The organism is Spongiibacter thalassae (assembly GCF_012272835.1).
GTDB classification, from domain to species: Bacteria; Pseudomonadota; Gammaproteobacteria; order Pseudomonadales; family Spongiibacteraceae; genus Spongiibacter; species Spongiibacter thalassae.
Window position 1 is genome coordinate 302,248 of the sequence record NZ_JAAWWK010000002.1, and the last position, 12,537, is coordinate 314,784.

Here is a 12,537-nt window from a genome sequence, read left to right on the forward strand (position 1 = left end):
GAGTGAAATGACAGGGAGTCTTTTTAAATGCCGAGAAATAACAAAAATAGTGAGGCTCAAGGGTGGTTGAATTCGCTTCATAAAATGCGTGTCTGGGCGAAGGAAAATAATCTTCCAATCCAGTACGAGCTGACTGTGGTTCGTAAAGCAATTGCCGCCCAGATTTTAGCTGATGCTAATTCGGAGCCACCTAAAGAAAGTACACCTAAACCTAGAAAGAAAAAGCCATTTAAGAAATTTCAGTTGAAGCAGGCAGAAAAAATTAAAAGCGAGAATCGCCAGCAGGAGAAGAAACCTACCGCCAAGGTGTATAGAAAGCTTCCGTTAGCGGATTCAGATAGGAAGGGAAAGTCTGAAGATGCTTTGGACTATCGAATCTCAGGCAGTTTTGGGCACGGGAAAAGGAGTCGGTAAATGGCAGATGCCAGAGAGGTCGAGTTTCAGAATGACATCGTACAAAATCTGGTCGCATCAGGCTGGCTGTTAGGCTCCTCAGAGCACTACAACCGGGAGTTGGCCCTGTACCCCGAGGATGTTGTTGGCTACATACAGGAAACCCAGCCTGACCAGTGGGAGCGCTTTACCAAGCACTACACGACCGGCACTGAAGCGGCCCTCCTCAAAAGCGTTGCCAGCCAGCTCGACAAAAAGGGAACCCTTTGGGTGCTCCGCAATGAAGTGAAGGACAGGGGCGCTCGACTGCGTCTGTGCAGCTTCAAGCCCGACCACCGCCTGAACCCTGAGCTGTCCCAGCGCTACACCAAGAATCGGTTCAGAGTCGTTCCTGAGCTCGTCTACAGCCCCAATGGCTCTCAAGGTCGCCTCGACATTACGCTATTCGTCAACGGCCTTCCTGTGGCGACGATGGAGCTCAAGTCTGACTTCAAACAAGCCCTCGACAATGCCAAGAAACAGTACATGTTTGACCGGCTTCCGAAGGACAAGAAGACCAACAAACCCGAACCGCTACTGACTTTCAAACGTGGTGCGCTGGTGCATTTCGCGGTGAGCCAAACCGAAGTGGCAATGACCACCAAGCTCGCTGGCAAGAGCACCTTCTTTCTACCGTTCAACAAGGGCACTGAGGACGGTGGTTCAGGCAATGATGTACCTGAACACGGTTACCCCACGGCCTACCTATGGGAAGAGATACTCCAGCGGGATAACTGGCTGAACATTCTCGGGCGCTATTTGCACCTGGAGGAGACCATCAAGGAAGACGTTCACGGCAACAAGGTTAGGAAGGAGACCATGATTTTCCCCCGGTATCACCAGTGGGATGCCGTGCGGAGTCTGTTGTCGGCTACGGTCACCGAGGGCACTGGGCAGAAGTATTTGATTCAGCACTCGGCGGGGTCGGGTAAATCAAACTCTATCGCGTGGCTCTCACATCAGTTGTCGGCCCTTCACAATGTTGATGGAACTGAGCTGTTTGATTCCGTCATCGTCATTACTGACAGAACCGTGCTCGACTCACAACTTCAGGACACCATCTATCAGTTCGAGCATCAGGACGGGGTGGTCTGTCGTATCAACCGTGAGGAAGGTGAGGGCAGCAAGTCAGAACAGCTTGCCGCAGCACTGACCGGCGCAACTCGTATCATCATTGTCACCATTCAGACCTTTCCTTTTGTGCTTCAAGCGATTCAGGAATCCTCAGGGCTCAAGGGTAAACGCTTTGCGGTAATCGCTGACGAGGCGCACAGCTCACAGACCGGTTCGACCGCCAGAAAGCTCAGAGAAGTACTGATGGCCGAGGCCTTTGGAGACGATGAAGAGCTGACCGGCGAGGATATTCTGGATGCCACCTTAGAGGCCCGTAAGGGCTCCGAGAACATCAGTTACTACGCTTTCACAGCGACACCCAAGGGTAAGACCTTGGAGCTCTTTGGTCGGCCTCCTGAGCCAGACAAGCCGCTCTCAGACGACAACAAGCCTGAGGCCTTCCATGTGTACAGTATGCGGCAGGCGATTGAAGAGGGCTTCATCCTCGATGTGCTCCAGAACTACACCACCTACAACACCGCGTACAAGCTCGCTCATGCAAACCCTGAGGGCGACAGGGACGTAGACAAGAAGAAGGCCGCGACAGAGATAGCCAAATGGGTGCGCTTACACCCGCACAATATCTCCCAGAAGGTTGAGGTGATTGTCGAGCACTTCAGAACCCGTGTTGCCCATTTGCTCAACGGTGAAGCCAAGGCGATGGTGGTCACGGGTAGCCGCAAGGAAGCGGTGCGCTACAAGCTGGCGATGGAGAAGTATGTCGCTGAAAAAGGCTATGCAGGCATCAGTGCGATGGTCGCCTTCTCGGGTGATGTGAACGACCCAGACTCAGGCCCTGAGCCATTTACCGAGCGCAATATGAACCCGGGTCTCAAGGGGCGTGACCTACGGGACGCTTTTGATACCCCGGACTACCAGGTCATGATTGTCGCCAACAAGTTCCAGACCGGCTTCGACCAGCCAAAATTGGTGGCAATGTATGTCGATAAGAAGTTGGCGGGGGTGGACTGCATTCAAACTCTGTCGCGCCTGAACCGAACCTATCCCGGCAAGGACAGGACTTTTATTCTCGACTTCGTGAACGACCCGCAGGACGTCCTCGACGAGTTCCAGAAGTATTATCAGACCGCAGAGATTGCCGCTGTCTCTGAGCCGAACCTTGTGTACGACCTGATGGAGAGCCTGAAAGACGAGCGAATCTTTCAGTGGTCAGAGGTTGAGCAGTTCGCTGAAGCGTACTTTAACCCGAAGGCAAAACAGTCTGCACTGGTAGCTGCCTGCAGGCCCGCTGTGGAGCGCTACGGGGCGAGATATACCGAAGTGATGTTGGCAGTCAAAGGTGCCCAGGAGGCTCTGGAGGTGGCGCAGGCCAACGGCAATGCTTCTGGTGTTAAGAGCGCGGAATATGCGTTGACCTCAGCTAAAGAAGCCAAGGATGTCCTCGATACCTTCAAGAAAAACCTGAAGTCATTTTGTCGGTACTATGAGTTTATTTCCCAAGTGGTGGACTTCGGAGATAGCGACCTCGAGCGTTTGTCGGTTTACGGCGCCCACTTGCTACCACTGCTCCGTGAAGAACAGTTGAAAGACGACATCGACCTGAGTGAAGTCGTGATGACGCACTTCAAGCTGAACGAGGTCCGGCAGCAGCGTATCGTGCTCGAACCCGACAATAAGGGCTATGTGACCGGGGTGACGGCTATCGGGGGGCATACTCCCAGAGAGCAAGAGTACGAAAGGCTGTCTCAGATAATCGAGCGGCTGAACGACCTGTTCGCCGGTGAAATGACGGACGGCGATATGGTGAGCTTTGTGAACACCCTGGCCACTAAGGTGGCGGAAGATCATGCCGTCATGTCGCAGATTCGCAACAATACGACCGAGCAAGCGATGCTGGGCGATTACCCCACGGCAGTGCAGACGGCAGTTATAGCCAGCATGGAGGCACACAACGACCTGTCAATGCAGTTTTTGGCTGATGAGCGTGTGGCGAGAGGAGTGGCTGAGCTGCTGCTGGAAGTGCTGAAGAAGGGTTTGCAATCGGAGTTGCGGGGTGCACAGTGACCATTTGGCCGCCTCGACTTGCCGAAACTTCCTGGGTGAGTCTTGTTGTGGGCACTTCGTGGGGGCTAACATTTGCTGGCCACTTCCACTGCGTATCGGGTGAGTGCAGAATCCGTCAGTGCATCATTCCCCGAGCTGGCGGCACCGGCCCCTTGAGGTAGTGTAAAGGGTGGTCACTTCCGTGTTTGTTTGTGTGATTCCAACATGAAATTTCTTCGAGAGGCTGGCTTTTCGCGTGCGCGAACGGCCAATTGTTGAAGAATATTCGGAAAATGTGCTTACACCCTTGCTTACACCTTTCTATTCCGGAAAACAAAAAGGGGCTACGCTTTCACGTAACCCCTTGATTTGTATGGCTCCGCCTGCTGGGCTCGAACCAGCGACCCAATGATTAACAGTCATTTGCTCTACCAACTGAGCTAAGGCGGAATAGCTGTCTCAACAGCTGAGGTCGCGCATATTAAAGAGGATTCCGGGGGGCGTCAAGCCTTTGTGGCAGATTTTTTAAAGGAATTTCTCTAGGCTTTTCCTTTGCTTAGCTTTCGTCTCTTGGCTTTCTGCCGAGGGGGTGGAGTAGTAGACTTGGCGATTGGCTGAGCTTGCCGCGAATTCTCAGGGCTGTGGGCTTGGTGGTGTTTTACCGGTAATAGAGGTCTGTCATGTCCAAGCCATTCAAGGTGGTGTCTAAGTTTGCGCCAGCGGGAGATCAGCCTGCGGCCATCGCCGGGCTGGTGGAGGGGGTTAAGGCAGGGTTACACGCCCAGACACTGTTAGGTGTGACCGGTTCGGGCAAGACTTTCACCATTGCCAATGTCGTGCAGCAGTTGCAGCGTCCAACTATTGTGATGGCGCCGAATAAAACCCTGGCGGCCCAGCTTTACGGTGAGTTCAAGGAGTTCTTCCCGGACAACGCGGTAGAGTACTTCGTGTCTTACTACGACTACTATCAGCCGGAAGCCTATGTGCCGTCGTCGGACACCTTTATCGAGAAAGATGCGTCGATCAATGACCATATTGAGCAGATGCGCTTGTCCGCCACCAAGGCACTGATGGAACGCTCCGACGCGATTATTGTGTCGTCGGTGTCGTCGATTTATGGTCTGGGTGATCCTGAACTGTATTTTAAAATGGTATTGCACCTGGTGCGGGGTGAGCGCATCGACCAGCGCCAGTTACTGCGCCGTCTGGCAGAGTTGCAGTACACCCGCAATGATATGGCCTTCCAGCGGGGTACTTACCGCGTACGCGGCGATGTGATTGATATTTTCCCCGCCGAGAGCGAAAAAAATGCGGTGCGGGTCGAGTTGTTCGACGACGAGATTGATAGCTTAAGTGGTTTTGACCCACTGACCGGCGAGTCCTTTGGCAAAATGCCCCGGGTGACAATTTATCCCAAAAGCCATTACGTAACCCCCAGGGACACCCTGTTGAAGGCGGTTGATCGTATCGAAGAAGAATTGGTCGAGCGGCTGGAGCATATGAGGGCCAATGATTTACTGGTGGAGGCCCAGCGGCTGGAACAGCGCACCCGCTACGATCTTGAGATGATTCGCGAGCTGGGTTATTGCAACGGCATTGAAAACTACTCCCGCTATTTATCCGGGCGGGAGCCCGGTGCGCCGCCACCCACACTGTTTGACTACCTGCCGGAAAACGCGCTGGTAGTAATTGATGAGTCCCATGTGACCATTCCCCAGATCGGCGCCATGTACAAGGGCGACCGCTCCCGTAAAGAGACGCTGGTGCAATACGGCTTCCGCTTGCCCTCGGCGCTGGACAATCGTCCGATGCGTTTTGAGGAGTGGGAGCGACTGGTGCCGCAGTTGATACTGGTGTCGGCTACGCCGGGGCCCTATGAGACGGAGCATGCGGCGCGTACCGTCGAGCAGGTGGTGCGTCCCACCGGGCTGATTGACCCCGAGGTGGAGGTGCGTCCGGCGACGACTCAGGTCGATGATCTGCTGTCGGAAATTCGCCTGCGGGTCGACGTGGGGGAGCGGGTACTGGTGACTACCCTGACCAAGCGAATGGCAGAGGACTTGTCGGAGTATCTTGATGAGCACGACGTGCGCTGCCGCTACCTCCACTCGGATATCGATACGGTGGAGCGGGTGGAAATTATCCGCGACCTGAGGCTGGGTAAATTTGATGTGCTGGTGGGAATCAATCTGTTGCGGGAGGGGCTGGATATGCCCGAGGTGTCGCTGGTAGCGATTCTCGACGCTGACAAGGAAGGCTTTTTGCGCTCCGAGCGCTCGCTGATTCAGACCATTGGCCGGGCGGCGAGAAACCTGAATGGCAAGGCGATTCTCTATGGTGACCGCATTACCGGCTCGATGGAGCGGGCAATAGGGGAAACCAACCGCCGGCGTGAGAAGCAGGTGGCCCACAACGAGAAGCACGGCATTGTACCCAAGGGGGTGAAGAAGTCCGTCGAGGATATTCTGGAAGCGGGGCCGGCTCCCGGCGCCAATAAGACCAATCGACGGCGGGATGCGCGCAAGGTGGCTGAGCCCGGGGCCGACTACCTGGCCGATGCGGCGGCGATGGCGCCCGCTGAACTGGCCAAGCTGCTGAAAACCATGGAGCAGCAAATGCAGCACCACGCGAAAAATCTGGAGTTCGAGGCTGCTGCCCAGCTGCGCGACCGGCTGACCGAAATCAAGCAGAAAATGTTTATCTCGGCGGAGTAGGCGCTGTGGGCGTAGACCCTTGTTTTTAATACAAAGGCTGCCTATAATGCGCGGCTTCTTGGGGCGACAAACCCCAACGATCTCCCCAGGACCATAGCTCAGTTGGTTAGAGCGCTACCTTGACATGGTAGAGGTCGGCGGTTCGAATCCGCCTGGTCCTACCAACTCCTTGTTTACTGTTTCTGTTTTTGCTATTCCGTTTTCAATTGCCGGTATGGTTCTGTGGGGTCTGTCCCCTCATAAAGCGGGGACAGACCCCGATCGCCACGTTTGTTATACGTCCATATCCGCAACGGTATTAAAGTTTACAAAGTATTCGGGACATTCAGAAAAATCCACCGCCACTGCCTGCTCTTGCTGATACCAGCCCTTCACACTGCGTGCGCCGCCTGCCAGGTAGTTTGCCAGGCTTGGTGCAGCCGCAGGGGAGATCAGTGCAAAGAGATATTGGTCGCGCCCGCCATCGTGGGCATAGCTGATGCCCTGTGGCGGCTGCGCTCGGGCCAGTCGTGGGTAAAGGTCGATGGGTGGATTGGGGCTGTCGCAGGGCAGAAGTAACAGGTTTTGTCCGGTGCAGTGGCTCAGTCCCGCAAGTATGCCAGCCAGGGGGCCGGGGTAGTCTTCGGCTTTTTCGGAGGGTGCGTCGATGATCGGGCGGCCATATTTGGCGTAATCATCGAGGTGGCGGTTACAGCTAATCAAGCGCTCAGCGCCGTTGGGGGCTCTGGCGAGAACATGCTCAATCAATGGTTTTCCCCGCCAGTTTATCAGGCCTTTATCGCGGCCACCCATACGACGACCCGCACCACCGGCGAGAATCAATACAGAGAGTACGGTGTCGTTGTCTGAGCTGCTGGGCATGGTTTACCTTGTTCTGAAGGGCGGTGTATTCACCGGGGCTTTCGCCAACCGGTGCTATTATCGGTGATCGTCATTGGCTGTGCTATTATGCCTGCGCAATGAACCTGTCTGGCCTGAGCTGTTTATGACCACATTATTAGCCATCGACGCTGCAACCGAAGCCTGTTCGGTGGCTGTCTTGCATGCCGGTGAAATCAGCGTCGATTTTCGCATGTTACCCCGCGCTCATACACGGTTTTTACTGCCCATGGTCGATGAGATGCTGCAGCAGCGCGGTCTGCGGGTGGCGGATCTCGATGGTATCGCCTTCACTGCTGGCCCGGGATCCTTTACCGGTTTGCGGGTGGCTATCGCCACAGTGCAGGGCCTGGCCTTTGCTGCTGATATTCCTGTGGTGCCAGTGTCTACCCTGGCGTCGATGGCAATGCACTACACCCAGCAACACACGTTGGCTGAGGGCAGTATGTTGCTGCCGGCGCTGGATGCTCGCATGGATGAAGTCTATTTTGGGCGCTATCGCGTAGAGTCCGGGCAGGTGGTGCCGGTGGTTGAAGATGGCCTGTTCAAGCCGGAGGAGGTTGCTGAACTGCCTTCCCAGGGCATTGGCCTGGGCGATGGTTGGGGCTATCGCGACCGCTTTTCTGATGGTGAATTACTTGAAACCGTTGTGCTCGACCATTTACCCCACGCCGGTGCGGCGCTGCGGTTGGCTGAGCAGAGATTTAAACAAGGGGCAGCGATAGACGCTGCGCTGGCGCAGCCGGTGTATTTGCGGGACAGCGTCGCCTGGCAAAAAACAGAAAACCAAAAGTAAAAGGAAGTGAGTCAAATGGATATATTGCAGGCTGTCATTCTCGCTGCGATTCAGGGGCTGACCGAGTTTTTGCCGGTGTCCAGCTCCGGGCACCTGGTGCTGCCTCAGGCATTGCTGGGTTGGGAAGATCAGGGCTTGGCCTTCGATGTTGCGGTACATGTGGGGTCGTTGATGGCGGTGCTTTGGTACTTCCGTCGCGATGTCGAAAACCTGGTGACGGCCTGGTCGATGAGTGTGTTTCGCGGACAGAAAACCGCCGACAGCCGCATTGCCTGGATGGTCATTGTGGCCACCATTCCGGCAATTGTCGCTGGGCTGTTGTTTAACGATTTTATCGAATTGCACCTGCGCAACGGTATGGTGTTGGCGACCACAACACTGGTGTTCGGTGTGATTCTGGGCATTGCCGACAGGGTATCGAACCCACATCGCCGTATTGAAGACATCGGCCTGCGCATTGCCTTGCTGGTGGGGCTGGCCCAGGCGCTTGCGTTGGTGCCTGGCACCTCGCGCTCGGGGATTACCATTACCGTGGCGCTGTTACTTGGCCTGGGTCGCAGCGACGCCGCACGCTTCTCCTTCTACTTGTCCATGCCGATTATTGCGGCTGCAGGTGGTTATAAACTGCTTGAGCTGTTGCAAGGCGGTAGCACCGGTGAATGGCTGCCGCTGGGCATTGGTATTCTGGTGTCTGCGGTGACGGCCTACGCCTGTATTCACTGGTTTATGGGCTGGGTCGAGCGAATCGGTATGCTGCCTTTTGCCATTTACCGGGTTGTGCTGGCCCTGATTATTTACGCTGTGGTGTTGAGTTGACGGCGCTTGTCGTCATTTCGGGGGGGCGCAAATGAAGGTGGCATTTCTGGGGCTGGGTGTTATGGGCTATCCCATGGCGGGTCACCTCTATAACGCCGGTCTGGACGTAAAGGTATATAACCGCAGCGCGGCGAAGGCGAATCGTTGGCAGGGTGAATTTGCTGAGCTCGCCGAGGCGAGTGTTAAAGAGGCGGTTGTGGATCGCGATTGTGTGGCGCTGTGTTTAGGGGCCGACGAAGATGTGCGGACGGTGCTCACCGGCCCCGATGGTGTATTTGCCGCGATGCCAGCGGGTGGCATTGTCATAGACCATTCAACTACCTCTGCCGAACTCGCCCGGGACATGGCGGCTGCAGCAAAGGAATGCGGCCTGCATTTTATTGACGCGCCGGTGTCCGGTGGCCAGGCCGGTGCCGAAGCCGGAAAATTAACGGTGATGATGGGCGGCGATGCGGCGGCCTGCGCCGCGGTCGAGCCTGTACTGGCCTGTTACGCCGCACGCTTTCGTCGCCTGGGCGATAGCGGTGACGGACAGTTGGCCAAAATGGTCAACCAGATCTGTATTGCCGGGCTGCTGCAGGGGTTGGCAGAGGGGCTGAACTTTGGCCAGCAAGCCGGTCTGGATATGGATGCGGTGGTGGATGTGATCAGCGCCGGTGCCGCCCAGTCATGGCAAATGGAAAATCGCGCTGGCACCATGTTGAAGGGCGAGTTTGATTTTGGCTTCGCCGTGGACTGGATGCGCAAGGATTTGTCCTACGTGCTTGATGAGGCGCGCCGGCAGGGCAGTAGCTTGCCAGTGACCGCCCTGGTCGATCAGTACTATGCCCAGGTGCAGGCCCTCGGGGGTGGGCGCAAGGATACCTCAAGTCTGCTGTTGGCGTTGCAGGCATCGCAGGGTAAAAAATAAAGTCTGCCTAATGGATGTTCTCGAATGGAACTGAGCATAGCCAGACCGTCTACCACGCGCTGCCGAGACGGTGAACGCGCCGTTATAAACCAGCCGTTGTTAAATAAAGGTGTTGTGACATCACTATGAAAGTTGAGGAATTTAATAACGGACTGCTGGATTTTCTGGATAGCAGTCCTACCCCCTTCCATGCCACCGCCGCTATGGTTAAAGCGTTGACCGCGGCAGGTTTTCAGTCGCTTAGTGAGGGTGAGGAATGGTCGCTGGTGCCCGGCGAAGGCTATTTCGTGACCCGCAATGATTCATCGATAGTGGCCTTTCGTTGCGGCGATGTGGACGTGGCTGAGAGCGGCTGGCGCATGGCCGGAGCCCATACCGATAGCCCCTGTTTGAAGGTCAATCCCAATCCGGTATTGCACCGCAAGGGCTATTTTCAGCTCGGTGTGGAGGTCTACGGCGGCGCATTGCTTAACCCCTGGTTCGATCGCGATTTGGGTATGGCGGGGCGGGTCAGCTATCGCAATACGGCAGGCCGGGTGGTCAGCGCGCTGGTAGACAGCGGTCGCGCGATTGCCAGCATTCCGAGCCTGGCCATTCATTTGGATCGCGAAGCCAATAATAATCGCACGGTAAACCCGCAAACGGATTTGCCGGTGTTGTTGGGCTGTGCAGAAAATACACCGGACTTCACTGCGCTGCTTGTCGACATGCTCTCCGAGGAGGGTGTTGACGATGTCGATGCGGTACTGGATTACGAACTCAGCTTTTACGATTGCCAGTGCGCCGCCTTGATCGGTTTGCACGGTGAGTTTATCGCCAGCGCCCGCCTTGATAATCTACTGTCCTGTTATATTGGTCTGCAGGCGTTGTTGGAGGCGCCCGCTGACGAGCACTCCGTGCTGGTGTGCAACGATCACGAGGAAGTGGGAAGCATGTCCTCCAGTGGCGCCCAGGGGCCAATGCTGGAGTCCGTGCTACGCCGAATAGCGGGGAGTGAAACTACCTGGCAGCGGGCAATCTCCCGCTCGTTGATGATCTCCGCAGACAACGCTCACGGCGTCCACCCGAATTTCAGCGACCGCCACGATGCCAATCACGGCCCCCTGTTGAATCAAGGTGCGGTGATCAAAATCAACGTGAACCAACGCTATGCCACCAACAGCGAAACCAGTGCTATGTTTCGCGATCTGTGCGCTCGGGCAGGGCAGCCGGTGCAAAGTTTCGTGGTGCGCAGTGATATGGCCTGTGGCAGCACCATCGGCCCGATTACCGCATCGGCGCTGGGTGTCCCCACGCTGGATGTCGGCGTGCCGACCTTTGCCATGCACTCCATTCGCGAATTGGCCGGTCGTGACGACGCCTACGGCTTGAGTCGTGTGCTGTCGGTATTTTATCGGCGGGATTAGCTGGGCGGAGTTGGCTGAACCGTTCGCGGGCAGGGCCCGCTCCCACACCAGTGCTCACCCTTTGTGGGAGCGAGGCTTCCTCGCGAAAACACCGCGGGCTGGATGAGTAGCCTAACAGCTCGCGAGCAGGGCCCGCTCCCACACCAGTGTTCACCCTCTGTGGGAGCGAGGCTTCCTCGCGAAAACACCGCGGGCTGGATGAGTAGCCTAACAGCTCGCGGACAGGGTCCGCTCCCACACCAGTGTTCACCCTCTGTCGGAGTGAGTCTTCCTCGCGAAAACACCACGGGTTGGATGAGTGGCCTAACAGCTCGCGGGCAGGGCCCGCTCCCACACCAGTGTTCACCCTTTGTGGGAGCGAGGCTTCCTCGCGAAAACACTGCGGGTTGGATGAGTGGCCTAACAGCTCACGGGCGGGGCCCGCTCCCACACCAGTGTTCACTCTCTGTGGGAGCGAGGCTTCCTCGCGAAAACACCACGGGTTGGATGAGCGGCCTAACAGCTCGCGGACAGGCCCCACTCCCACATTTGTGTTCATCCCCTGTGGGAGCGGGCCCTGCCCGCGAACCCTTTCTCAGCCCTTGAAGGTGGGCTTGCGTTTTTCGGCGAAGGCGCTAATTCCCTCTTGCCCGTCGCGGGTCGCTCCGCAGTAGGCGATGCCGCGGCTTTCCAGTTCCAGCTGGGTTTCAAGGCTGTTGGAGTAGGTGGTCAGCAGCAATTCCTTGGTCCGACCATAGGCCTCGGTGGGGCCAGCGGCCATCTGGGCGGCCAGTTTTTCAGCTTCCACGGTCAATTCATCGGCGGGTACGACTCGCGTTACCAGTCCCCAGTCCAGCGCTTCCTGGGCGCTGAGCACGCGGTTGGTGTAATACAGCTCCTGGGCGCGGCGCAAGCCAACTAACTTGGGTAGTAGGTGCGTGGAGCTGCCATCCGGGCTGACGCCCAGCGCGGTATAAGCAGAGGTGAACTTGGCCTTGTCGGAACACAGCACAACATCGCCGCTGATGGCCAGGCTGAATCCGGCGCCGGCGCAGGTGCCGTTCACTGCGACGATCAACGGTGCCCGCATGCGCGCAAAGCGGCTGTTGGCGGCGTGGAGGTTGCCGGTGATTTCCTTGAGCAGCACGTCAATGCCGGCGCCCGCGCTGTGGAAACTGGCGACATCGCCGCCGGCGCAGAACATTTTTCCGCTGGCGGTGAGCACTACCGCGCGAATGTCCTTGTCGGTATCACAGATAATGGCGGCTTTCATCAGCTCCTGAGCCATTTGCAGGTCAACGCTGTGTGCCGCATCCGGACGATTCAGGGTGATAGTGGCGATGCCGTTACTTTTTTCAAAACTGATACTTTCAAATTGACTCATGAGTCCCCGGGCCTGTTCAATACGTTGTTTTTGGTGGTCGAGAGAGTAGAGCAGGCCTGTGCCGGGGTCAATGCAGGGGGCTGCCGAGCCAGGTCGTGTAAACG

At 56.6% G+C, this 12,537-nt stretch carries 9 protein-coding genes and 2 tRNA genes; 8 read left to right on the top strand and 3 right to left on the bottom strand.

Translation table 11 applies throughout. The features are described from left to right. Positions 1-27: 27 nt before the first annotated feature. Positions 28-414 (top strand): hypothetical protein, encoded by a 387-nt coding sequence (locus tag HCU74_RS05590; protein WP_168449436.1) that lies wholly within the window; start codon positions 28-30, stop codon positions 412-414. Then, positions 415-3,570, top strand: coding sequence for a type I restriction endonuclease subunit R (locus tag HCU74_RS05595; protein WP_168449437.1), 3,156 nt, complete (start codon positions 415-417; stop codon positions 3,568-3,570). It abuts the gene before it with no gap. A gap of 353 nt (positions 3,571-3,923) precedes the next feature. Here HCU74_RS05595 and HCU74_RS05600 read toward each other — a convergent pair. Continuing rightward, positions 3,924-3,999, bottom strand: a tRNA-Asn gene (locus HCU74_RS05600). A 230-nt stretch (positions 4,000-4,229) separates the two neighbouring features. On the opposite strand from HCU74_RS05600, the gene uvrB reads away from it, so the two are divergent. After that, a complete protein-coding gene (uvrB, locus tag HCU74_RS05605) occupies positions 4,230-6,263 on the top strand; it encodes an excinuclease ABC subunit UvrB (RefSeq protein ID WP_168449438.1) in 2,034 nt (677 codons plus the stop codon). A gap of 87 nt (positions 6,264-6,350) precedes the next feature. Further along, a tRNA-Val gene (locus HCU74_RS05610) sits at positions 6,351-6,427 on the top strand. Positions 6,428-6,536: 109 nt separating this feature from the next. Here the strand turns inward: HCU74_RS05610 and mobA are convergent. Beyond that, positions 6,537-7,124: a molybdenum cofactor guanylyltransferase MobA gene (gene mobA / locus HCU74_RS05615; protein ID WP_168449439.1), complete on the bottom strand. Its 588-nt coding sequence runs from the start codon at positions 7,122-7,124 to the stop codon at positions 6,537-6,539. Between the two features lie 124 nt (positions 7,125-7,248). On the opposite strand from mobA, the gene tsaB reads away from it, so the two are divergent. The 4 genes from tsaB to HCU74_RS05635 all read left to right on the top strand — a co-directional run bounded on the left by tsaB (position 7,249) and on the right by HCU74_RS05635 (position 11,070). Beyond that, positions 7,249-7,938, top strand: coding sequence for a tRNA (adenosine(37)-N6)-threonylcarbamoyltransferase complex dimerization subunit type 1 TsaB (gene tsaB, locus HCU74_RS05620; protein ID WP_168449440.1), 690 nt, complete (start codon positions 7,249-7,251; stop codon positions 7,936-7,938). A 15-nt stretch (positions 7,939-7,953) separates the two neighbouring features. Next, a complete protein-coding gene (locus HCU74_RS05625; RefSeq protein ID WP_168449441.1) occupies positions 7,954-8,754 on the top strand; it encodes an undecaprenyl-diphosphate phosphatase in 801 nt (266 codons plus the stop codon). A gap of 31 nt (positions 8,755-8,785) precedes the next feature. Then, positions 8,786-9,664: an NAD(P)-dependent oxidoreductase gene (locus HCU74_RS05630; protein ID WP_168449442.1), complete on the top strand. Its 879-nt coding sequence runs from the start codon at positions 8,786-8,788 to the stop codon at positions 9,662-9,664. Positions 9,665-9,789: 125 nt separating this feature from the next. Continuing rightward, positions 9,790-11,070 (top strand): M18 family aminopeptidase, encoded by a 1,281-nt coding sequence (locus HCU74_RS05635; protein WP_168449443.1) that lies wholly within the window; start codon positions 9,790-9,792, stop codon positions 11,068-11,070. 574 nt (positions 11,071-11,644) lie between these two features. Here HCU74_RS05635 and HCU74_RS05640 read toward each other — a convergent pair. Beyond that, on the bottom strand, positions 11,645-12,433 hold the full coding sequence (locus HCU74_RS05640) for an enoyl-CoA hydratase/isomerase family protein (RefSeq protein ID WP_168449444.1): 789 nt from the start codon (positions 12,431-12,433) through the stop codon (positions 11,645-11,647). Positions 12,434-12,537: the final 104 nt, after the last annotated feature.